Below are 21,456 nucleotides of genomic sequence, written 5' to 3'. Positions count from 1 at the left end.
GGGCTGCGCTTGAGTTTGTACAGCAGATCGGTGCCGATGTTGCCCGGGCCGATCAGCGCGCATTTGATCTTGTTCATGAGTCGGTTCCTTGTCGGAAAGTTGGATGCGGTCAGTCTGTGTTGCGGCAGCCGGTGCTGCGGTCAGCCGATGCTGCGCACGACGCCGCCGTCGGCACGCAACGCGGCGCCGTTGGTGGCCGCCGACAGCGGACTGCAGACGTAAGCCACCAGATTGGCCACTTCGGCCGGTTCGATGAAACGCCGCAATAGCGAACTCGGGCGGTCGCGATTGAAGAACTCGCGCTCGACCGTTTCCACCGCCACGCCCTGCTCCGCCGCCAGCTTGCCGAAGAACTCGATGACGCCTTCGGTGCGGGTCGGCCCGGGCAGCACGGCATTCACCGTCACGCCGGTGCCGCAGCAGGTCTCGGCCATGCCGCGCGACACCGAAAGCTGGGCGGACTTGCTCATGCCGTAATGCACCATGTCGCCGGGCGGATTCAGGCCGGATTCGCTGGAAATGAACACGATCCGGCCCCAGCCGCACAGCTTCATGCGCGGCAGGCAATGGCGCGCGAGGCGCACGCCGCTCATCACGTTGGCTTCGAAGAAACGAAGCCAGTCGGCATCGCCGATGTCCTCGAAGGCACGGGGCTCGAAGATGCCGAAGTTGTTCACCAGCACGTCCACTTCGCCGCAGCGCTCGAGCAGGCCGGCCACGCCTGCCGCGGTACTCACGTCGGCCGCGGCCCCACGCACCAAGGCCTGCGGCACTTCGGCACGCAGACGCGCGCAGGCGGCCTCGACACGGGCCGCATCACGGCCATTCAGCACGACTTCGGCGCCTTCGGCAGCGAGCCGGCGGGCGATGGCATAGCCGATGCCTGCCGTCGAGCCGGTCACCAGCGCACGCTTGCCGGATAGTTCGAGATCCATCGGATGTTCTCCAGGAGACGGGGAAAAGAGGCGCGGCGGACGAAGAGGGAGACAGGTTGGGAGCTATCCGCCGCGCGCAAGCAATCAGACGAAACGCACCGAGCAGCCGCCGATGCCGCCGATGGTGACGCGAAGGTTGTCGCCCGCCACCACCGGCACCATGATCGCCAGCGAACCCGACAGCACGACTTCACCCGCCTTCAGGCCGATGTCGAGCGCACCGAGCGTGTTCGCCAGCCAGGCCACCGCGTTCGCAGGCGCGCCGAGTGCCGCGGCGCCCGAGCCGGTGGCGACGATCTCGCCGTTCTTCTCCAGCACCATGCCGCAGGTGTTCAGATCGACCCGCCGGGGATCGACCAGGCTGTCGCCGAGCACGAACACGCCGCAGGAGGCGTTGTCCGCCACGGTGTCCTGAATGCGGATCTTCCAGTCGCGGATGCGCGAATCGACGATCTCGAAGCAGGTCATCACGCCTTCGGTCGCGGCCAGCACCTCGGCGGCCGTGACGCCCGGACCTTTCAGATCCTTCTTCAGCACGAAGGCGATCTCGCCTTCGGCCTTGGGCTGGATCAGGCTGTCGGCCGGAATCGCCTCGCCTTCGTTGTAGAGCATGCGGTCGGTCAGCATGCCGAAGTCGGGCTGGAACACGCCGAGCATGTTCATCACCGCCTTGCTGGTGACGCCGATCTTCTTGCCGACGATGCGTTCGCCGGCTTCCAGCCGGCGCGCGATCATGCGCTGCTGTACGCGGTAGGCGTCGGCGATGGTGATCTCCGGGTGGCGCTCGGTGAGCGGCGCCAGCACTTCGCGCTTCACCAGCGCCTGGTAGAGCTCGTCGCCGAGCTGTTCGATGAGATTGCGGTCCATGTCGATTGGCCTCAGTTCAGGGGTTTCGGTTCGTCGTCGCCGGCTTCGGCGAGGAAATCGCCCACCAGGCGGGCAAAACGTGCGGCATGTTCGATCTGCGTCCAGTGGCCGCAGCGGCCGAAGACGTGGAGCTGCGCGCGGGAAATCCAGTCGGCCAGGGTCAGCGAGGTGAGCAGCGGGATGACCTGATCGTCGCGGCCGTGGATCACCAGGGTTTCGTGCGGCAGCGCGCGGATGTCGGCCTCGCGGCTGGCCATCGCCTCCACCCAGCGCTGGCGCGGCGCGGGGAACATCGCCGCGAAGGACTCCTGGAAGCCGGGGCGGATGCTGGCCTCGTAACGCAGTTGCGCCAGTTCGTCGTTCACCAGCGAACGGTCCCAGGCAAAGTAGTCCATGATCGCGCGCATGTTCTCGAACGACGGCGTATAGCCCCACACCGCATCCAGCCCCGGGGTGATCTCGAACGGCACGCCGACGCTGCCCATCAGCACCAGCCGGCGCACCCGCTGCGGATGGCGGATGGCGATGGCCAGCGCCAGCGCGCCGCCGAAGGAGTTGCCGACGAGATCGGTCCGTTCGATGCCCAGCGCGTCGAGCAGGCCGACTGCCTGCGCGACCCAGGCATCCATGTCGTAGCGCTGGCCTGCCGGCCGCTCGGTGAAACCGAAGCCGACCATGTCGGGCGCGATCACCCTCGCCTGCCTGGCCAGTTCGGGCATCACCAGACACCAGTTGGCCCAGGCCGATACGCCCGGCCCGGAGCCGTGGATCATCAGCAGCGGATGGCCGCTGCCGAGGTCGTGGTAGTTGGTACGGATGCCGGCAGCGACGATGCTGTCGGCGATCTCGGGGCTGCTAGCGCTCATCGCGGCCGGCCTCACAGCTTGATGCAGATGTTCTTCAGCTCGGTATAGAACTCGAGCGAATGCACGCCGCCTTCGCGACCGATGCCGGACTGCTTCGAGCCGCCGAAAGGCGTGCGCAGGTCGCGCAGGAACCAGGAATTCACCCACACCAAGCCGGCCTCGATACGGCCCGCGACGCGGTGGGCGCGTACCAGGTCGCGGGTCCACACCGAGCAGGCCAGGCCGTAGTCGGTATCGTTGGCACGGCGGACCACTTCGTCCTCGTCGTCGAACGGCAGGATCAGCGTGCAGGGGCCGAAGATTTCCTCGCGCGCGATCGGCGAGCTGTCGTCCAGCCCGGTCCAGATCGTCGGCTGCACCCAGGCGCCGTTCGCCAGTTCGCCCGGCATCTCGGGCACGCCACCGCCGGTGACGACGGTGGCGCCCAGCGCCTTGGCCTTCTCGTAGTAGGACAGCACCTTCTGCTTGTGCTCCTGCGAGATCAGCGGACCGAGGCCGGTGGCAGCATCCTCGGGGCGGCCGAGCCTGAGTCCTTCGGCGCCCTTCTTCAGCGCCTCGACGAAACGCTCGAAGATCGGCCGCTCGACATAGACACGCTCGGTGCCCAGACAGACCTGGCCGCAGTTGGCGAAGACCGAGCGCATCGTGCCTTCGATGGCGGCATCGAAATCGCAATCGGCGAACACGATCGCCGGATTCTTGCCGCCCATCTCGAGCGACACCGGACGCGCACCTTCCGCTGCCGCTTTCATGATCGCCGCGCCGGTGCGGGTCTCGCCGGTGAAGGTGATGGCATTGACGTTCGGATGCGTGGTGACGAATTCGCCCGCCGAGCCCGGGCCAAAGCCGTGCACGACGTTGTAGACGCCTTTGGGCATGCCGACTGCGTTCATCACCTCGCCGAGCAGGGTGGCGGTCTGCGGGGTTTCCTCCGAAGGCTTCACCACCACGGTGTTGCCGCAGGCCAGCGCGGGGCCGACCTTCCAGGTCATCAACAGCAGGGGCAGGTTCCACGGACAGATGACACCGACCACGCCCACCGGGCGGCGCACGGCATAGTTCAGCGCACCGCGGCCGTCCGGCGTCGCCATCTCGAAGAATTCGGTCGGCACGCTCTTGATGACATCGGCAAATATCTTGAAGTTGGCCGCGCCGCGCGGAATGTCGATGTGGCTGGCGAGGCTGCGCGGCTTGCCGGTATCGGCGCATTCGGCGGCGAGGAAATCATCGAAACGCTTGTTGATGCCGTCGGCCACCGCGTTGAGCAGATCGACGCGGTCGGCCACCGTCATGCGGCCCCACGGCCCCGACAAGGCGGCCCGCGCGGCGGCGACGGCGGCATCGACTTCGGTCTTGCCTGCCTCATGCACCCTGGCGATCAGCGCGTTGTCCAGCGGCGAGAACTTGTCGAAGGACTTGGCGGTGGCGACGAATTCGCCATTGATGAAATTGTGGATCTGTTTCATGGATTGCGTTCCTCACGCTTCGATGTCGTCGGCACCGATCGCGCGCAGACCAGCCTGCGCACAGATGCCGTCCTGTTCTTCCGTGGCACCGGAGACGCCGATGCCGCCAAGCAATACCCCTCCGCTGCGGATCGGCAGCCCGCCGCCGAACACGACCAGCCGGGGCCGGGCACTGAAGCCGAGCTTCATGCCCTCGTTGTCGCCGACCGCCTTCATCCAGTCGCCGGTCGGAAAGCCGAAGCCGCCGGCGGTGTAGGCCTTGTCGATGGCAATCGCGATCGACTGCGGAAATGCCCCGGGCATGCGCAGGAAGGCGACCAGATTGCCCGCGGCATCGGCCACGCCGACGCTGATGCGCAGGCCGCGCTTCTCCGCCTCCTGCACCACGGCCTCCACTGCCGTATGGGCAGCTTCCCAACTGATCGCGCTCTGTGTGACGGCCAATTCCATCGTTCCGACTCCCCTTGCGCCCCACGGGGCTGGTTGTGCAAGAAATTAGATCATCATTTTCTCGATGTCAATATACTTTCTCGAGATTTTAACGATCTACCGCAATGCCTGCCGTCAGCTAGAATGCGAAAGAGCTATCCCTTCGGATCCCGCGCCACCATGAGCGAAACCGTCCTGTCCCAAGCTGCCCTGAGCCAAGCCACGGATTCCCACGAAGAACCCAAGACCCTGGTCGAAGGTGCCTACCAGCGCCTGCGCCGCGACATCATCGAGGGCGTCCACGCACCGGGCGAGAAGCTGCGCGTCGAGCACCTCAAGGAGCACTACGACGTCGGCGCCGGCACGCTGCGAGAAGCGCTGCTGCTGCTGGTGACCGACGCCCTCGTCGTTGCCCAGGGACAGCGCGGCTTCCGCGTCGCGCCGATCTCCATCGCCGACTTCGAGGACATCACCCGCACCCGCGTGCTGCTGGAAACCGAGGCCCTGCGGCAGTCGATCGCCTCCGGCGGCGAGGACTGGGAGGCCGCCGTCGTCGCCGCCTTCCACCGCCTCTCGCGCGCCGAACAGCGCCTCGCCGACCACGACGTCGGCACCACGGAGGAATGGGAGAGCCGCAATCGCGCTTTCCATGAAGCCCTCATCTCGGCATCCAGCTCACGCTGGATCCGTCATTTCCAGCACATCCTCTACCAGCAGTCCGAGCGCTACCGCCGCATCAGCCTGTTCCGCCAGCCGATCGCCCGCGACATCCACGCCGAGCACCAGGCCTTGTTCGAAGCGACGATGGCACGCGACGCGACCCGCGCCACTTCGATCCTGACCGAGCACATCCTGCGCACGCTGGATGCCGTCAAGCGCATGCCGGCGGACTTCTTCACCAGCAAGAGCAAGCGCTGACCCTCCAAACCTGCGGCAGCCATGGCTGCCGCAGGCTCTCCCGTTCAGGACACGACGGTCAGGAAACGCTCGTTGAGCTTGCGGTCGTGGTAGAAGATGCCGGTGCCCACCTCGTCCCAGGTCCATTTCACCGCCTGGTAGTCGGGATAGGTGTCGTAACCGCCGCAGAAGGTCTCGAAGCGGTTGCCCGACGGATCGAAGGCGTAGATCGTCGTACCGCGGGTGACGCCGTGGCGGGTGGGGCCGATGTCGATCGATACCTTGTTCATCGACATGATGTCGGCGGCGCGCAGCACCCGCTCCCAGCTGTCGAGCTTGAACGAGACGTGGTGCAGCCTGCCCGGCTCCGCATGCCGGACGAAAGCGATGTCGTGCGCCTTCGTCGAGCACGACAGCCAGATGCCGAGATCGGTCTGGCCATCCTCCATCACCACGTGCTCGACGAGATAGAAGCCGAGCACCTTCTCGAAGATTTCCTGCACTTTCTCGATGTCCGGGCCGTATAGCAGGCAGTGGTCCAGGCGCGTGGGCGCGATGCCGCGCTCGGCGTCCGGCACCCAGGGATCCGGATTGACGTAGGACTGGCCATTGCCGACGTCGCGCTTCTCGGCATACAGCTCGATCAGATGGCCAGAGGGGACTTCGAAGCGGACGCGTTCGCCGGTCGCCAGCATCTCGCCGGCCGGAATGCGCTCGGTGCGGACGCCGAACGCCTTCAGGTCGCCATCGAGCTTGTCGAGCGTGGCCTTGTCCGCCACCTTGAAAGCGAAGAAATCGATGCCCGCGGAATCGGCCTCGCGGATCAGCACGCTGTTGTGTTCGCGCTCGTCCCAGGTCTTGAAATAGACCCGCCCCTGCTCGTCCCGGCCGGTTTCGACCAGGCCCAGCACGTCGCGGTAGAAATGGATGCCTTCCTCGAGATCGAGTACGCGAAGCGAGATGTGTCCCGGCCTCAATACGCCTGTCATAGCCATTTGTCCAACTCCTCTTGAATGTGTATGTATGCCCGGCCGGGGAAACGAGCCGCCGGGCCTGCCCTGCGAATCCGGATGCTCAGTCGCCGCCGCGCATGTACTGCGCCTGGAACATCCTGGGCGGGTTCTGCTTCGGATCGACCTGGCCCTTGAAGTGGCCGGTGGTGCAGTGCCTGGCCTGCACGTCGATCATCGAGAAGGCGTCGTCGATGCCGATGCCCGAACCCTTGTTGATCGGCAGGTGGTGGTCGGCGTGCGACTTGCCGACCATGAACACCTTCCACAACTCGCCCTTGCGGTCGTAGATCTCGTTGGCACCATTCAGATTGCCGAGCTGCGCGTCCATGTAGAACACGCGCTTGCTGACCGGATGGGCGGCATTGACCGGCTCGGCTTCGAGCACATAGACCTTGCGCAACTGCCACGTGCCCTGGTGGAAGCACTCGCCCTGGCCGCCGAAGCCGACGTACTTGAAGCCGTCCGGATCCTTGAACTCGTCGCTGAGCGCGAGCTCGTTGTGGTTCCACATCGGCAGGATCACGTTCTTCGTGCCCTTGTAGGTCCACTTCATGTCGGAGATGCGGCCGTTGTAGCCTTCGAAGTCCTCGATCATCAGATCGGAGCCGAGGAAGGAGTCGGTCGTCTGTCCCGTCGCGAGCCGGCGCACGCGGCGCTGGAAGCCCAGGTACAGATAGGCGTCGTCGATCTTCTGGTCGTCGTCGTAGCGCTGGATCAGCAGCTGGGTGTTCTTCAGATCCTGCGGCGCATCGACCTTGACGTAGATGCCGCGGAACAGGTTCGAAGGATTGGGCGTCACCTCGGGCACCGGCTCGTCCTTGACCCGGTGCTTGAAGTTGAGGAAGTGGAAGCTGAACTGGATCGTGCGCTCGAGCTGCCCGGTCGCCATGTTGCGGTACTTCCAGTAGAAGGGTGTGATGTTGGCGCCATCGCCCCAGTTGACGCCGTACTTGTAGTTCCAGGCCAGCTTCTCGCCGGCGCGCGGATCCTCGATGTCCGGCTCCTCGACGAAGGGACGGCCGCCCTCGAAGCCCTCCAGGTCGCCGCTGTTGGGGCCGAGCCTGGCCTTGCCCAGATTGCGCCGGGTGGCCTCGACGTAGGCGCTGGAAAGTTCGAACTGGGTGGTCGGGCCGACTTTTATTTCGAACAGGCCATCCTTGAGCAGCTTGTAGACGCCGTCCGGCACGACGTCCTTGAACTGGTCGACGTTGCCCTGGTTGATCACGGTGCCCACGCTCAGCCCGGGGTGGCTCGGGAAGCCGTTCTGGTAGGGATTGAAGCTGGCCTGAAGCTCGGCGTCCGTCGCCGCCCGGGCGGTCAGGCTGAGGCCGAGCAGTGCCGCGGCGATGATGGTTTTGTTCATGGGGGATGTCTCCTCGGGTCAGAACTGATAGCGCAGCTTGAAATACACTTCGTCTTCGTACATCGCCGAACCGATCGGCCCGGCGCGGAAGCGGCCGAGCGGCTCGAAGCCGGCGAGGCCGCGTGAGTACGGCGTCATCGGATCGGGATCGCCATCCGGCGCGGTGAAGGGCATCCAGGGATTGCAGGCGCGGCAGTCGTCGAAGCGGCGGGCACCGGTGCCGACCTTGAAGTTGCCGCCGAAGCTGAGCTTCAGGTTGTCGGTGAGGCTCCATTCCACCGCCGGCGCGATGGCGGTCGCCCTGGCCTTGAAGTCGCGCGCGATGATCAGCTCGGGGCTGAGGCGGTCGTTCATCATGAAGGACTTGATCAGCAGCGTGCCGATGTAGCTGTCCTTCCAGTCCGGCATCCCCACCGCGCCGAGGTAGTTCTGGCCGTTCTTCGTGCCGGTCGAGTAGTACTCGTGGTCGAAGATGTGCTGCCAGAACAGTTGCGCCGAGATCAGCGTCGTGCGGTGCGGATTCAGGAAGGGAATGAAGGTCGGCCGGTCGATGCCGATCACGCTGCGCCACACGCGGTTCTTCGAGTACAGCCCGGGCCGGGCGGTGTTCGAGAACTCCTCGCCCCAGCTCATCGCACCTTCGAAGCGGAAGGCCGCGCCCAGCGTCTCGGACTGGAAGTCGAGCGAGCCGCCCAGCAGCTTGACGCGCGGGAAGTGCATGTCGAAGGAGATCAGGTAGGGATTGTGCTCGCTGTATTCGCCGGTGAAGCCGTTGGTGGTGCGCTTGCCGCCGCGCAGCGAAGGCAGTTGCGAGCGGTAGTACAGCGCGTTCAGCGAGAATGCCAGGCCGCTCTGGGTGATGCCCTCGAACTTGGCGCCGATCTGCGTGTTGGCCAGGCTCCAGGACGGCAGGTCGACGTCCCGCAGGCCGATCTGGCCGGGGCCGAAGTTGGTCGCGAGCAGCGTGCCCGGCGCGACGTTGGCGAAGTTGGCGACCGTGCCGCCGTTGTCCCACAGGTTCGCCATGCCGCGGAAGAAGCAGCCCGCATCCAGGATCGCGTTGGGCGAGCCGCACTGGCCGAGGTTGTTGGGGCGGAACTTGTCGAAATTCCACACGATCTGGAAGTTGCGGTCCTGCATCGACTCCGACGGCCCCATGCGCCATTCGGCCTGCACCATCCACATCGGGATGCGGATGTCCTGGAGTTCGTCGTAGATGTTGTTGCGCGAGTAATCGACCGGGTTGATGACGTCGAGCACACGGAACAGGTCGGTACGGCCCCACACCACCTGCTGCCTGCCGATCTTGAGGAACAGGTCGGTGCCATCGTCCAGGGCGAAGTTCTTGCGCACGTAGGCTTCGCGGATGAAGTCCAGACGGTCGTTGAACTCCGGCGCCTCGAGTTCGGACAGCGTCCGGTCGCCGTAGCCGCCGAAGTCGCGGCAGCCGCGCTTGTCCTTGTCGCAGGGCCGCACCGGCACGCCGAAGGCGACGCCGCCGTCGGTGTCGTGGAGACGGTCGCCGAGCACCCTCAGGCCCTCGTTCGGGCTGTTGCGGTAGCCGGCGCCCGAGACGAAGGCATTGTTGGTCAGGCCGAGGCCGTCGACCAGTTCCTTGTTGACCGGGCCGGCACCGTGCGGCGTCTCGATGTAGCCGCCCGGCGTGGTCGATTGCAGCATCACCGCACCGCCCGCCGAATTGCCGTACTGGCCCTTGTTCATGCGATAGACGCCGTCCCAGGTGCCGCGCAGGATGCCGCGGAAAGCCCAGTCGTCGCCGAGATCCTTGTCCGCTTCGAGCTGCAGCGTGTTGCGGAACTTGGACAGCCCGGCCCGCTCGCCGGTGTGGTCCTTGCCACGGAAGGCCGTGTGGTTGTCGTAATAGACATCCACCTTCCAGGGCGCAGTCGAGCTGCCGAGGTCCGGCAACTGCTGCGCCGCGGCGGCAAAGGCCAGCGCGCCGCCCGCCGTACAAGCGGCGAGCCTGAACACTGGCGGCCGCAGGATCCGTTTTTTCCTCATCTCATGTCTCCTACCTTCTTGTCGTTTTCCGGGCACTCCCCCCGGCGCCTTGCCAGGCACGGCCGATGCGTCGGCCGCGCCTTGAACTCCTGCGACCCTCACACCTCGAGCACACCGTCCTCGTCGTAATGCGCGGCGGTGACGAACTTCGGCTTGAACACCACGCACCAGCTCGGCACGATCAGCACCGCGGCAATGGCGTTGACGACGAGCATGTACACCAGCAGCAGCGCCGCATCGGACTGGAACTTCAGGTCGGACATGAAGATCCACAGCACCACCCCGGCGATCAGGGTCGCGGCGGTGAAGGACACGGCCGAGCCGGTGGTGGCGACCGCCTTGATCACCGCTTGCTTCATGTCGCCCAGCTCCGCGTACTCCTCGCGGATGCGGTCCATGAAATACACCGCGTAGTCGATGCCGACGCCGACGCCGACGGCGATCACCGGCACGGTATTGACGCTGATGCCGATGCCGATCGCGCCCATGTAGGCGTAGGTCATCAGCGTGGCGAACAGCATCGGCAGCACCATCAGCCAGCCGGCATGGAGCGAGCTGTAATAGAGCGACACGATCAGGAAGGCGAAGACCATCACCGCCGGAATGATGATCAGGTGGTCGGTGTGCAGCGCCTGGTTCGCCGCGGCGGTGACGCCGATGATCCCGCCGCCGAGCTCGATGCGCAGCCCGGGCACCTCGGCCTCGATCAGGCGGGCGCCCTCCTCGGCCAGGGCGACGACACGGTCGATGGTGTCGGCCTGGTGGTCCTTGTAGTAGAAGACGATGTTGGCTTCGTCCTCCTGCGCGTTGACGAACTCCTTCAGCGCACCGGGGATCGGACTGGAGGCCATGTAGGCGAACATCAGGCCGCCGACTTCCTCGGCGCTGTCGGGCAGCTGCATCCAGCGCGGGTCGTCGTTGTGGGTCAGCTTGTTGACCACGCGCACGACGCCCGGCAAGGCCTTGGTGCCGCCCAGCGCGGGGTCGGACATCATGTGCGCCTGGAAGCGCTCGATGGCCGCCATGACTTCCGGCCGCTTGATGCCGCCCGGCTCGTCGGTGCGGGCGAGCACGTGCAGCTCTTCCGAACCCGGGAAGCGCTCGTTGATCGCCGTGGTCGATACGTTGTAGTCGTGGTCGCGGTGCAGCAGCGGCGAACCCGGCTCGGTGTCGCCCATCTTGACCTGGCCGAGCAGGTACAGCCCGCCGAGCGCACCGATCAGCGTCAACACCAGGATCGAACGCGCGCCGCCGTCGGTGCCGCCGGTCTTCGCCATCGCGCCGCCGAGGATCGCGGGCATGAAGTCGTTGCTGTTGTCGGTCTTGCGCGGTGCGGGCAGCACCGACAGCGCCAGCGGCACCATGAAATGCACGGTGAAGATCACCGAGATGCCCCAGAAACCGGCGGCGATCCCGAGCTTGTGGTTGAACGGCGCGGCGCCGAGCACCAGCACCGCCAGCCCGACCGCGTCGACGATGATCGCCAGCGAACCGGGACGGAACAGGGCATCGAGCGCATTGCGCGCCGCCTTCTGCCCGTCCTTCACGATTGCCAGCTCTTCGTAGTAGCGCGCCACCAGTTGCACGCCGTGCGAGGTCGCGCGCGCCGCGATCAGGAAGGGGATCGGCAGCGACAAGGGCTCGAGGTTGATGCCCATCAGCGCCATGAAGCCCAGGCCCCAGATCGTCGACAGCGCAATGCCCAGCATCGGCAGCGCGATGCCGTAGAGCCGGCGGAAATACACGATCAGCAGCAGCGCCAGCAGCATCAGCGTGAACACCATGATCCGGATGATCTGGTCCAGGTAGGTGTAGACCCAGCCGGTCAGCACCGGATTGCCGGTGACGTGGATGCTGTGCCCCGGCGTGGCGAGCTCTTCACGCACTTTCTGCAGCGCCGCGAAGGTCGCCGGATAGTCGATGTCGCCTTCGTTGAGCTGGGCCTTGATCAGCGCCGCCTTCAGGTCGGGCGACACGAGCAGGCCGTACATCGTCGGGTTGGCGATGACGTCCTTCTTCAACTGCTCGAGTTCGGCCACGCTGCGGTCCGGTTTCTGCGGGTCGTAATAGGATTCGGAGGCGAAGCCGCCCTGCTCGTCGAGGAAGATCTTGCGTGCCGTCCGGTGCGTCAGGCTCGACACCAGGTTGTGGTTGACGCCCGGCAGGCTGTCGACGCCCTGGGTCGCCGCGTGGATCAGGCGCAGGGTCCGGTCGTTGAAGATCGTGCCCTGCTCCACTTCCACCGCCATCACCACCATGTTGGCGCCGCCGAAGTTCTCCTTCAGGCGGTTGTAGGTCTGGATGTAGGAATGGTTCTGCGGCAGCAGATCGGAAAAATCGGTGAACACCCGCAGCCGGGGCAATGCCAGGCTGAACAGGACGGTACCCAGCAGGATCAGTGCGAGGACGATCTTCGGATTGGCGAAGATCCATGCCTCGGCGAGGTGCAGCCTGTGGGTGATGGAGTGACGCAGCTTGCCGACCAAGTTCCTGTCCTCCTCAGTTGGCCCGGATGCCGATCACGCGCACCAGCCCGCCCGGACTGCCGGCGACGAGCGCCGACTGCCCGGGCAGCGAAACGCCGGCACCGAAGAAAACGGGCAAGGGATCGGGGTAAGGCACGGCTTGCCAGGCACCTTGCGCCAGCCGCGCCACCGTGCCGCCGGCACCGATGCCGTGCGGCACGCCTTCGTGCATGAACAGGCGATAGAGCGGCGCATGGGTGTTGTTGGCCTGCCGCTCCCAGCTCCGTCCGCCATCGGTGGTGTGCAGGATCTGGCCGGCGATGCCGCTCACCCAGCCTTCGTCGCGTGAGGCGAACAGCGCGGCGTACGGGTAGAACTCGTTCGGAATCGGCTCGAGGCGATCCCAGCGCTTGCCGCCGTCGGCGCTGACGGCAATCAGGCCGAACTCGCCGACCGCAATTGCATGGTCCTCATCGACGAACTGCAAGGCGGTGATCTGCGCGTCCTCGTCGAGATCGAGGTGAGACCAGGAACGGCCCTGATCAGGCGAGTGCGCAATACCGGCATGGGTGCCGGCCACCCACCAGCCGCCCCGAGGATCGCAGGCGATCGCCAGCGGCACGCTCGGCTCTGCGAACGCCGAGGACGCAGCTACGGCGCCATCCACAGAGATCGACACGACGCGGCGGTAGAAGTCCAGCGCGACGAAGCTTCCGTCCGGGCATTGCGCCGAGTCGATCAGCGATGCGCCATCGACGGCCGTGCGCCGCCAGCTGTGGCCGGCATCGGTCGATACCAGCATGGACCCGGCCTGCGTGCCGGCAATGACGACCTGCTGGTTGGCATTCAGGGTCTGGATGACGTGGTAGCGCTGCAGCGGACGTTCCGCCTGGGCGCGGACCGCCGACAAATCCGGCTGGGCCTGGCAGGCCGCCAGTGACAACGTGCAGGCAGCCGCCAGCAGCCCCGGGCGCAAAAGCCCGTCGGCAAGGTGATGCATTGTCTCCTCCTCTCCGGAGCCTCGTTGCGGCCCCGGCGCCGGCAATCGGCGCCGGCTGGTCTCGTTCTTTCGGTGAATCGGGAAAGCGCAGCTCAGGCCGGCCTGCTTATTTCCATGATTTCACATAATTCTCGATATTTCACTAAAATTTATTTTATAACGCCCGATCAGATCTTCTTGAACAACGGGCTGCGGACCTGCTGGACGTCCGCCGCGGAGAAGAACTTCTCCATGTAGATGTCGCGCTCGAACAGACGGCCCTGCATCAGCGCCGTGATGCAGGCGTCGATCATCAGCGGCGGGCCGCACAGGTAGGCCTTATGGCTGCGGAAATCGCCGTTGAAATGGGCGGCGGCCGCTTCATGGACGAAGCCGCGAAAACCCGTCCAGCCGGAATCGGCCGGCTCGTCCGACAGCGCCGGCACGTAGCTGAAGCTGGGATGGCGCTCGGCGAGGGCGAGGAATTCGTCGTGGTAATAGAGTTCGCTGCGATGGCGCTGGCCATACACCAGCGTCATCGGCCGCGTGTCGCCGGCATCGAGCAGGTCGAGGATCATCGAGCGCGGGCTGGACAGGCCCGAACCGCCGGCCATGAACAGCAGCGCCTCGGGCGCCGACCTGCGCACGAAGAAGCGGCCATAGGGGCCGGACAGGCGTACGCGCTCGCCGACTTCGAGTCGCTCGTGAACCCAGGTCGTGCCGCGGCCGCCCGGCACGATGCGGATGTTGAGTTCGACTTCGCGCCCGCTCGAAGGCGGGTTCGCCAGCGAGAAGGCCCGGCTGTATTCGCCGCCTTCGAGGAAGAAATTGACGTACTGCCCGGCCTGGAAGTGCATCGGCTCGTCGGTCTCGATGAACACCGCCTTGATCGTCGGCGTCAGCGCTTCGATCCGCGTCACGGTGCCGGGAAAGTCCCGCACCGGAATGGATTCGGCATCCGCTTCCTCCTCGATCTCGGCCTCGATCGTCACGTCCGACTCCAGTCGGGCACAGCAGGCCAGCGTCTTGCCTTCGTCGCGCTCGAAGTCCATCAACGCGAAGCTCGAGGCCTCGCCATGGTCGATTTCGCCGTCGATCACCTGCACCTTGCAAGTTGCGCACAGCCCATGGCAGCAGGCGTGGGGCAGCCAGATCCCGGCCCGCAGGGCGGCGTCGAGAATGGTCTGGCCCTCTTCGACCTCGATCGTCTGGCCGATCGGTTCGATCGTCAGTTCATGACTCATGATTCGTTTCCGTCGTATCCGTTCTTCGGCAGGCGGAGACGGCGGGTAGCGCCGCCCCGCGCCTTGCGTTCAACTGCAGGACCCCTCGATGCCGGTGAGGCCCGGCGTGCGGAAGCGGATCACGTCCTTGTGTCCGAGTCCGTTGTCCGCCAGCGACTTGCCGAAGTCGGGGGCGAAGGGCTTGCCGGACTTGAACCACTCGGCCTTCGCCCAGTCGATGCGGGCGAAGTCGGGGTGGTAGCCGAACGAGCCCGGCAGCACGCCGTCGACGACGTCGCCGAAACGCATCGTCGGCGGGAAGGCAAAGGCGAAAGGCGCGCAGAACATCAGGTGATCCTCCCAGCCGATGTAGAGCAGCTGGGCGCCGTGGAACATGTCCATCGAGTCGGCGGGCGGGAAGTCGTAGGCTTTGATGGCAGCAACAGCCATGTCGTGTCTCCTGGGTGTTTTTTTGCCGGCTGCAGGCAGGATGTCGCCCGCAGCCGTGGGGGGTCAGATGTTCCTGGTCGCCTGGCCGCGCCATTCGGCGAAGTTCTTCCTGTCTTCCGAGATCTCGAAATCGAGGTTGTCGCGGCCGTGTTCCAGGTTGTAGAACTTCAGCACCTCGGCCAGCGGGTCGAAGCCTTCCGCCGTCGGATCGCTGCCTTCGGGGAAGCAGTTGCCCTGGTAGATTTGGTGCACCGGCAGCCAGGCCTGGGTGTACTTCTCCGGTTCGTCCTCGAAGATCTTTTTGCAGTGATCCGAGCAGAAGTGATACTTGTCGTCCCTGTAGTCGACTTCGCGGTAGCAGGTCTTGGTCGGCTCGCCCGGTTCGGTGAAGACCATCGGGATCTGGCAGACCTGGCACAGCATCGGCAGCGTCTTGCTGTAGAAGCGGTTGCCCTTGGCCGCCTGCTCGCGCCAGAAGCGGTAGCGCGGGCGGTAAAGCTTGTCGAAGCTGTCGGGATACTTGCTCGCCAGCCACTTCATCTCGTCGTCGTCCGGCATCCAGGTGTGGAAGTTGGCGGCAGCGGCGTAGTTGTAGAAAGTGCTCCAGGCCTGGTGCGACAGATGATCCTTTTCGAGCGCGATCTGCCCGGCGCACTTGGGCATCGTGATGCCGTAGCGGGCGAGGTCCTTGAACAGCGCACCGCCGTTCTCCTCGAAATAGATTTCCCAGGCCTCCTTCCAGCTCATCGTGCGCTTGGGCAGCATGTAGTCCATCATCATCGCCACCAGCGTCAGCACGCGGTAGCCGCGCCAGGTCCACTTGTCGATCCAGCGCTGCACGATTGGCACGTTGGCGGGGTCCTGCTCGAGGATGAACTTGATCACCTCCAGGCCCAGCGTCATGTGGCGGGCCTCGTCGGACTGCGCCGAGAAGCCGAAGGTCATCGTGCCCATGTCGCCGTTGTATGCCGCGCCCGAGACGAAGGGGACGAACAGCAGGTTGGTCAGCACGTACTCGAACGAGAAGCCGATCGCCACCATGAACTCGAACGGGCCCGCGGTCAGCGCATCGTCGAAGAAGCTCTTGGGCACCGACAGGAACCACACGCGGTCATGGGCGTGATGGAAATCGTGCATGCCGTTGTAGTACTTGTTGTAGTTCGAGATCGAATGCACCTGGGTCTGGGCATGGCGGATCTCGTCGATCGACTGCATCAGGCAGGCGACGCGCGGCCCCGGCCCGGGAAAGGCGCGGCCGGCATGGGCGAAGCCGCGGTGGGCGACGTATTCGAGCGGGCTGATGCCGCTGATGAACAGCTTGACGGCGTTGATGTAGCGCGCGTCAGTGACGTTGAGGTGGCCGTTGTTCTGGTTGAAGGCGTCGATGATCGCGTAGAGCTTGCGCTCCTTCTCGGCCTGGTACTTCCAGTAGGCATCCATCGTCAGGCGGAACGGGTCCTCCCATTTGTCCCAGTCGTGGATCTTGATCCCCTCGTAGGCGACGTAGGGGTAGATGTCCTCCATCTTCTGGTAGGAGGGCGTCCAGTCGAGGCCGCGGGTCATCACCGCGTAGCGCTCCTTGAGGCCGAGTTTCTTCTTGGCGGCTTGCATATCCATGGTTCGTGTCTCCTTGGCGTGCCGGTTCAGGCGTTCCAGTAAAGGACCATCTCGTCGTCGGTCTGGTCGAGGTTGCCGGTCATGGTGATCAGATTGACCTGCAGCTCCTGCAGGTCGAACGGGCGGCCGATCAGCTCCTCGATCGTCTCGCGGCGGATGACCAGCCTGTCCTGGGCATCGATCTTCACCATCGCGGGCTGCTCGTTGACGACGGCATCGGGGTTGTCCTGCACGATGGCCTCGATGACCTGGCGGGTCTCTTCGTTGGTCTGCAGCGCGATGAATACGGTGGACATCGGGAAATTCCTCAGAGGGGCACGCCGGCCTTGGCCATGCGTGCGTTGAATTGCTGGACGATTTCGGTGGTCAGTTCGTCGGCACGCTCGCCGAGGGCGATGCGCGACACCGGCAGCAGCGCTGCCGCTGCACGGTCGCGCCATTGCACGATCCAGTCGGCGAGGACGGTCTTGTTCCCGGCCGATTCGGCGGCGGCGGTCTTGACCGTGGCGTCGATCCATTTGCGGGTCTCGGCATGCCAGTCGGTCATGAACTGGGTCAGCATCGCCACCGGCGTGCCGCCCTTGGCCGAGAGCACGTCGTCGATGATCGTTTCGTACACCAGCGGATACAGCAGGCCGTCGAGGGCGACGTTCTGCGCCACGAACAGCTCGAACGGGTCGCGCAGCACCAGGGTGTCCTCGACGTAGCGGCGCAGCCCCTGCCAGGTGTCGTCTTCCATCCATGCCTGCTTGGCGGCATCGAGCGAAGCCACGTCGCCCAGCAGCAGGCCGACGCGGGTCAGGTACTGGGCGATGCCGAGCTGGTCCATCGCGTGGTAGATGCAGGGCTGGGTGAAGGCCGTGCCGTAGCCATAGGCACAGACGGCGGCGTTGTTCATGTTGGCGCCCCAGGCCACGTGCCGCAGCGGAATCAGCAGCGCCAGCACGGTGTCGCGGATTTCATCCGGCAGCGTCGCGGCCAGGCCGCGGTTCTCGACGAAATCGAAATTGGCCTCGGCGGTGTCCTGCTGCTTGGCCCGGGCCATGGTGTAGGCACCGTAGTAGTACTGGCGCGGATCCTTGAAGCTGTACCAGTCGGCCATCCTGATCGCGGTCCGGTCACGGTCGTAGATCAGGTGATCGGGATCCCAGGTCGGGCGATAGTGGTAGTTCGCCTCCTGCTGCATGTCCAGCGTACCTTCCTGGTAGCGGGATGCCGGCTTGTCCGCGCCGATGCGCCGGGCGATGTTGTCGAAGGTGTGCCGCAAGGGCTTGATGGACACGGTGCGCAGATCGATCTGCATGGACGCTCCTCCTTTTGCTTGTATGGCTGCAGTCAGCGGAAGCGCTGCTGCGTGGCTTGGTGCAGGTTCCAGTTCCAGTCTTCGGCCTCTTCCGCGCATTCCCCTTCCCGGGGTTCGAGGAAAGTGACGCCGTTGGCCCGGCAAAACGATTCGTAGGCTTCAGCCGGAAGCAGCAGCTCGGCGTAGAGCTCGGGGTCGCCGATGGCGAACTCGAACTCGACGAATCCATCCGGCCTGCGCTCGATGAGGCGCACGAACTTCCGGCCGATGTCGATCGCAGGCTCGGCATCCTTCATATCCTTCCCCTCCTCCGGTTTGATCAATGTGGGATCGCGACAGGGCATGCATTAACAACTTCCGTGCCAATCTCACAAAACCGTGGATTTCCATGGCGATCAGCATTTATCTCGATATTTCATCGCGATTCGCCCATCCCCTGGCACTTCACCAAATGGTCAATTCATCGATTTGATCGATCATTTGATTCATTCGATTTATTGCAATGCAGCACCCCGGCCGGAAAACAAAACGGGCCGGAGACTTCCGTCTTCCGGCCCGCCGCACCACCTGCCCGCTCAGGCGCTCATCCAGTCATTTCGCCACCCCGGCACACACTGCCCTGGCCATCTTGCCGACCACCTCGATCCTCAGGTCGCTGTCGGGAAAAAGCTTGCAGGCCAGTACCACACCTGCGGCCTCTTCCGCTTCGGATACGCAGCTACGGCTCATGCGGCGCGTGTGGTAGCTCCCCTGCATCACCCTGACCTTGCACACGCCGCAGCCGCCGCCCCGGCAGCCCACCGGGATGCCCTTGCGGCCAAGGGCTTCCATGGCACACAACACGTTGTCGCTGTCCGCGCAGCTGAGTCTTTCGCCGCAACCTTCGATCGCCACCACAAATCTCTGCCTCATCCGGGCTGTCTCCTCTTTCGATGTGCTTGCCGTCGATCGGCAATTCGTCCACACGACCGGTGGCTCACGGCGGCAGATACAAGAATCATGCCGCCCACTTATTTTCTCGAGATTTTATTTATAATCATGCTTTTCCTGCCCCCCAAGCACGAGCACTCGTTTAAGCTTCGTCCGGTGTCCGGACGGTACCGAGGGTCCGGGAGAGCCAGCCGCCGGCAGAGCGGAGGCGACGCCAATCTGGAGGAGATCCGTGACCACCATCCAATACCCGGAGAGCGCAGACCTGCGCAGCCTGCTCCGGTTCGCGCCCGAAGACGGGCATATCTGGCTGAGCGAGCACCGCATGCTGCTGCTGCACGTGGGCGCCATGTCCGAACTGCGCAAGGAACTGATCGGCTCCGTCGGCCAGCAGCAGGCGCGCCGCATCCTTACACGGATGGGTTTCGCCTCCGGCATGCGCGACGCGGAGCTTGCGCGCAAGACCCGCCAGGCATGCGAACCCGCCGATGCATTCGTCGTCGGGCCGCAATTGCACATGCTCGAGGGGTGCGCGCGCGTAGAACCGGTGCGCCTGGAATTCGACATGCAGGGCAACACTTTCTACGCTGAATTTCTGTGGCACGACGCCTGGGAAGCCGAGGCCCACGTCCAGGCCTTCGGGGAAGTGGATCAGCCCGTGTGCTGGATGATGATCGGCTACGCCTCGGGCTATACCAGCGCCTTCATGGGGCGCTTCATCCTGTTCAAGGAAACCGAATGTGCAGCGACGGGCTGCGAAAACTGCAGGATCGTCGGCAAGCCCGTCGAGGAATGGCCCGATGCCGACGAGCTCAGGCCTTATTTCGAAGCCGACTCGATCGTCGGACGCCTGCTCGAACTTCGTGAGGAAATCGAGGCGATGCGCCACACGATCGCCTGTCCGCGCAAGACGCCCGATCTCATCGGCAGCAGCTCATCCTTTCTCCATGCCTACGACCTGATCAGCCGCGCCGCATCGACCAGCGTCTCGGTCCTGCTGCTCGGCGAAACAGGCGTCGGCAAGGAACGCTTCGCGCGAACGCTGCACGAGATGAGCGCACGCAAGGACGCCCCCTTCGTCGCGGTCAATTGCGCAGCCCTGCCCGATGAACTGATCGAATCGGAGCTGTTCGGCGTAGAGCGCGGCGCCTTCACGGGTGCCCACGCCTCGCGCGCGGGCAAGTTCGAACGGGCTCACGGCGGCACGCTCTTTCTCGACGAAGTGGGTGAATTGCCCCTGCCTGCGCAGGCGAAGCTGCTGCGTGTGCTGCAGGAAGGCGAAATCGAGCGGCTCGGCGACGAGCGCACGCGCAAGATCAATGTCCGACTGGTGGCCGCCACCAATGTCGATCTGCAGAAGGCCGTCAGTGCCGGCACGTTCCGGCGCGACCTGTACTATCGCCTCAACGTCTATCCGGTGACGATTCCACCGCTGCGCGAGCGCCCCGGCGACATTCCGGCCCTCGTCGATGCCCTGGTCCGCCGCTTCGAGACGCTGCACGGCAAGCGCATCGCCGGGATCAGCGACAAGGCCATGCACGCGCTGAAGCTGCACCCCTGGCCCGGCAACGTCCGCGAACTGGAAAACGTCCTCGAACGCGGAGCCATTCTGGCCCCGCAGAATGGCCTGATCGAAATCGAGCACCTGTTCATCGGCGCCCTGCCCGATGACAACCAGGAGCATGCACTCAGCGCCCGGGGCGAACTCGAGGCGGCGCACCGGCCGCCCCAGGATCTGGTCGCAGCCGTACTGGCATCCGGCGTTTCACTGGAAGCATTCGAGCAAAGCCTGCTGAATCGCGCAGTGAACCAGGCCAATGGCAATCTGGCCGCCGCCGCCCGTCTTCTCGGCATGACACGGCCGCAGCTCAACTATCGGATCAAGAAGCAGGCCGGCTAAGGCACGGCGCGCTGGAATCCCGGGCTCTTGCCCGGCAGGCCGGACATCGATCACGGGTCGGCCGGCTGCTCGCGGGCCAGGCCACCGAGCCGGCCTGCTGAACGGAAAAACGCCCCTGCGCTTGCTGCCATGCGATGGCAAGCACAGGGGCGTTTTCGGTACCCCGAAAACTACAGGGCGGCTTACTTCTTGGCGGCAGCCAGGCCGTCGACGATTTCCTTCTTGGCTTCTTCGACGGAGCCCCAGCCCACGACCTTGACCCACTTGCCGGGTTCCAGATCCTTGTAGTGCTCGAAGAAATGCACGGTCTGCTTCATCAGCAGCTCGGGCAGGTCGTCGGTGGTCTGCACCTTGTCGTACAGCGGGGTCAGCTTGGACACCGGCACGGCCACGACCTTGGCGTCGACGCCGCTTTCGTCTTCCATCTTCAGCACGCCGACCGGGCGGCAGCGGATGACGACACCGGGAGCCAGCGGGAAGGGGGTCACGACCAACACGTCCACCGGATCGCCGTCGCCGGCGATGGTGTGCGGCACGTAGCCGTAGTTCAGCGGATAACGCATCGACGTGCCCATGAAGCGGTCGACGAAGACGGCACCGCTGTCCTTGTCCACTTCGAACTTGATCGGATCGCCCTGCGCGGAGATCTCGATGATGACGTTGATGTCGTTCGGCACGTCCTTGCCGGCGCTGACCAGATCGAAACCCATGATTCCCTCCCGTGGAAAATT

The 21,456-nt window shown here is 64.8% G+C and carries 20 protein-coding genes; 2 read left to right on the top strand and 18 right to left on the bottom strand.

Annotated features, from left to right (window positions below; all coding sequences use genetic code 11):
* Positions 1-140: 140 nt before the first annotated feature.
* From NX068_RS14485 to NX068_RS14465, 5 genes are all read right to left on the bottom strand, one after another.
* A complete protein-coding gene (locus tag NX068_RS14485) occupies positions 141-935 on the bottom strand; it encodes an SDR family NAD(P)-dependent oxidoreductase (protein WP_263461962.1) in 795 nt (264 codons plus the stop codon).
* Positions 936-1,019: 84 nt separating this feature from the next.
* Complete coding sequence (dmpE, locus tag NX068_RS14480; protein WP_263461961.1) at positions 1,020-1,802, bottom strand: 2-oxopent-4-enoate hydratase; 783 nt, start codon at positions 1,800-1,802, stop codon at positions 1,020-1,022.
* Positions 1,803-1,813: 11 nt separating this feature from the next.
* Positions 1,814-2,668: an alpha/beta fold hydrolase gene (locus NX068_RS14475; RefSeq protein WP_263461960.1), complete on the bottom strand. Its 855-nt coding sequence runs from the start codon at positions 2,666-2,668 to the stop codon at positions 1,814-1,816.
* A gap of 11 nt (positions 2,669-2,679) precedes the next feature.
* Positions 2,680-4,134 carry a 2-hydroxymuconic semialdehyde dehydrogenase gene (locus NX068_RS14470; RefSeq protein WP_263461959.1) on the bottom strand — a complete coding sequence of 485 codons (1,455 nt, stop codon included), beginning with the start codon at positions 4,132-4,134 and terminating at the stop codon, positions 2,680-2,682.
* A gap of 12 nt (positions 4,135-4,146) precedes the next feature.
* Positions 4,147-4,584, bottom strand: a complete 438-nt coding sequence (locus tag NX068_RS14465) for a GlcG/HbpS family heme-binding protein (RefSeq protein WP_263461958.1) — start codon at positions 4,582-4,584, stop codon at positions 4,147-4,149.
* Positions 4,585-4,743: 159 nt separating this feature from the next.
* Between NX068_RS14465 and NX068_RS14460 the strand changes: the two genes are divergently transcribed.
* Complete coding sequence (locus NX068_RS14460) at positions 4,744-5,481, top strand: FCD domain-containing protein (protein ID WP_263461957.1); 738 nt, start codon at positions 4,744-4,746, stop codon at positions 5,479-5,481.
* 44 nt (positions 5,482-5,525) lie between these two features.
* Here NX068_RS14460 and NX068_RS14455 read toward each other — a convergent pair whose 3' ends face one another.
* The 12 genes from NX068_RS14455 to NX068_RS14400 all read right to left on the bottom strand — a co-directional run bounded on the left by NX068_RS14455 (position 5,526) and on the right by NX068_RS14400 (position 18,807).
* The gene (locus NX068_RS14455; protein ID WP_263461956.1) at positions 5,526-6,455 is read right to left on the bottom strand and encodes a catechol 2,3-dioxygenase; all 930 of its coding nucleotides are present in this window, start codon (positions 6,453-6,455) and stop codon (positions 5,526-5,528) included.
* Positions 6,456-6,534: 79 nt separating this feature from the next.
* On the bottom strand, positions 6,535-7,836 hold the full coding sequence (locus NX068_RS14450) for a DUF1329 domain-containing protein (protein ID WP_263461955.1): 1,302 nt from the start codon (positions 7,834-7,836) through the stop codon (positions 6,535-6,537).
* Positions 7,837-7,854: 18 nt separating this feature from the next.
* Positions 7,855-9,858: a DUF1302 family protein gene (locus tag NX068_RS14445; protein WP_263461954.1), complete on the bottom strand. Its 2,004-nt coding sequence runs from the start codon at positions 9,856-9,858 to the stop codon at positions 7,855-7,857.
* Positions 9,859-9,956: 98 nt separating this feature from the next.
* On the bottom strand, positions 9,957-12,344 hold the full coding sequence (locus tag NX068_RS14440; RefSeq protein ID WP_263461953.1) for an efflux RND transporter permease subunit: 2,388 nt from the start codon (positions 12,342-12,344) through the stop codon (positions 9,957-9,959).
* 13 nt (positions 12,345-12,357) lie between these two features.
* Entirely contained in the window at positions 12,358-13,323 is a 966-nt protein-coding gene (locus NX068_RS14435) for a sialidase family protein (RefSeq protein WP_263461952.1), read from the bottom strand.
* A 167-nt stretch (positions 13,324-13,490) separates the two neighbouring features.
* Complete coding sequence (locus tag NX068_RS14430; protein WP_263461951.1) at positions 13,491-14,546, bottom strand: NADH:ubiquinone reductase (Na(+)-transporting) subunit F; 1,056 nt, start codon at positions 14,544-14,546, stop codon at positions 13,491-13,493.
* A gap of 69 nt (positions 14,547-14,615) precedes the next feature.
* Entirely contained in the window at positions 14,616-14,975 is a 360-nt protein-coding gene (locus NX068_RS14425) for a phenol hydroxylase subunit P4 (protein WP_263461950.1), read from the bottom strand.
* Positions 14,976-15,038: 63 nt separating this feature from the next.
* Positions 15,039-16,592: an aromatic/alkene/methane monooxygenase hydroxylase/oxygenase subunit alpha gene (locus tag NX068_RS14420; RefSeq protein WP_263461949.1), complete on the bottom strand. Its 1,554-nt coding sequence runs from the start codon at positions 16,590-16,592 to the stop codon at positions 15,039-15,041.
* Positions 16,593-16,618: 26 nt separating this feature from the next.
* Positions 16,619-16,888: an MmoB/DmpM family protein gene (locus NX068_RS14415; RefSeq protein WP_068636194.1), complete on the bottom strand. Its 270-nt coding sequence runs from the start codon at positions 16,886-16,888 to the stop codon at positions 16,619-16,621.
* An 11-nt stretch (positions 16,889-16,899) separates the two neighbouring features.
* Complete coding sequence (locus NX068_RS14410; protein ID WP_263461948.1) at positions 16,900-17,895, bottom strand: aromatic/alkene monooxygenase hydroxylase subunit beta; 996 nt, start codon at positions 17,893-17,895, stop codon at positions 16,900-16,902.
* A gap of 32 nt (positions 17,896-17,927) precedes the next feature.
* Positions 17,928-18,191 carry a phenol hydroxylase subunit gene (locus NX068_RS14405; RefSeq protein ID WP_263461947.1) on the bottom strand — a complete coding sequence of 88 codons (264 nt, stop codon included), beginning with the start codon at positions 18,189-18,191 and terminating at the stop codon, positions 17,928-17,930.
* A 295-nt stretch (positions 18,192-18,486) separates the two neighbouring features.
* Positions 18,487-18,807, bottom strand: coding sequence for a 2Fe-2S iron-sulfur cluster-binding protein (locus NX068_RS14400; RefSeq protein ID WP_263461946.1), 321 nt, complete (start codon positions 18,805-18,807; stop codon positions 18,487-18,489).
* 250 nt (positions 18,808-19,057) lie between these two features.
* On the opposite strand from NX068_RS14400, the gene NX068_RS14395 reads away from it, so the two are divergent.
* Positions 19,058-20,725, top strand: coding sequence for a sigma 54-interacting transcriptional regulator (locus NX068_RS14395; protein WP_263461945.1), 1,668 nt, complete (start codon positions 19,058-19,060; stop codon positions 20,723-20,725).
* 182 nt (positions 20,726-20,907) lie between these two features.
* On the opposite strand, the gene ppa is transcribed toward NX068_RS14395, so the two are convergent.
* Positions 20,908-21,435 carry an inorganic diphosphatase gene (gene ppa, locus NX068_RS14390; protein WP_068636189.1) on the bottom strand — a complete coding sequence of 176 codons (528 nt, stop codon included), beginning with the start codon at positions 21,433-21,435 and terminating at the stop codon, positions 20,908-20,910.
* Positions 21,436-21,456 lie beyond the last annotated feature (21 nt).

Origin of the sequence: Thauera carbonicopians (genome assembly GCF_025699485.1) — a bacterium.
GTDB lineage: Bacteria > Pseudomonadota > Gammaproteobacteria > Burkholderiales > Rhodocyclaceae > Thauera.
This window is presented reverse-complemented; position numbering and strand designations above follow the sequence as displayed.

Bases quoted from the DNA above. Each gene is read 5' to 3' on its own strand.
- dmpE (WP_263461961.1), bottom strand. From the start codon at position 1,802: ATGGACCGCAATCTCATCGAACAGCTCGGCGACGAGCTCTACCAGGCG.
- NX068_RS14470 (WP_263461959.1), bottom strand. From the start codon at position 4,134: ATGAAACAGATCCACAATTTCATCAATGGCGAATTCGTCGCCACCGCC.
- NX068_RS14425 (WP_263461950.1), bottom strand. From the start codon at position 14,975: ATGGCTGTTGCTGCCATCAAAGCCTACGACTTCCCGCCCGCCGACTCG.
- NX068_RS14455 (WP_263461956.1), bottom strand. From the start codon at position 6,455: ATGGCTATGACAGGCGTATTGAGGCCGGGACACATCTCGCTTCGCGTA.
- NX068_RS14410 (WP_263461948.1), bottom strand. From the start codon at position 17,895: ATGCAGATCGATCTGCGCACCGTGTCCATCAAGCCCTTGCGGCACACC.
- NX068_RS14430 (WP_263461951.1), bottom strand. From the start codon at position 14,546: ATGAGTCATGAACTGACGATCGAACCGATCGGCCAGACGATCGAGGTC.
- NX068_RS14415 (WP_068636194.1), bottom strand. From the start codon at position 16,888: ATGTCCACCGTATTCATCGCGCTGCAGACCAACGAAGAGACCCGCCAG.
- NX068_RS14435 (WP_263461952.1), bottom strand. From the start codon at position 13,323: ATGCATCACCTTGCCGACGGGCTTTTGCGCCCGGGGCTGCTGGCGGCT.
- NX068_RS14475 (WP_263461960.1), bottom strand. From the start codon at position 2,668: ATGAGCGCTAGCAGCCCCGAGATCGCCGACAGCATCGTCGCTGCCGGC.
- NX068_RS14450 (WP_263461955.1), bottom strand. From the start codon at position 7,836: ATGAACAAAACCATCATCGCCGCGGCACTGCTCGGCCTCAGCCTGACC.
- NX068_RS14405 (WP_263461947.1), bottom strand. From the start codon at position 18,191: ATGAAGGATGCCGAGCCTGCGATCGACATCGGCCGGAAGTTCGTGCGC.
- NX068_RS14400 (WP_263461946.1), bottom strand. From the start codon at position 18,807: ATGAGGCAGAGATTTGTGGTGGCGATCGAAGGTTGCGGCGAAAGACTC.
- NX068_RS14465 (WP_263461958.1), bottom strand. From the start codon at position 4,584: ATGGAATTGGCCGTCACACAGAGCGCGATCAGTTGGGAAGCTGCCCAT.
- NX068_RS14420 (WP_263461949.1), bottom strand. From the start codon at position 16,592: ATGGATATGCAAGCCGCCAAGAAGAAACTCGGCCTCAAGGAGCGCTAC.
- NX068_RS14445 (WP_263461954.1), bottom strand. From the start codon at position 9,858: ATGAGGAAAAAACGGATCCTGCGGCCGCCAGTGTTCAGGCTCGCCGCT.
- ppa (WP_068636189.1), bottom strand. From the start codon at position 21,435: ATGGGTTTCGATCTGGTCAGCGCCGGCAAGGACGTGCCGAACGACATC.
- NX068_RS14485 (WP_263461962.1), bottom strand. From the start codon at position 935: ATGGATCTCGAACTATCCGGCAAGCGTGCGCTGGTGACCGGCTCGACG.
- NX068_RS14460 (WP_263461957.1), top strand. From the start codon at position 4,744: ATGAGCGAAACCGTCCTGTCCCAAGCTGCCCTGAGCCAAGCCACGGAT.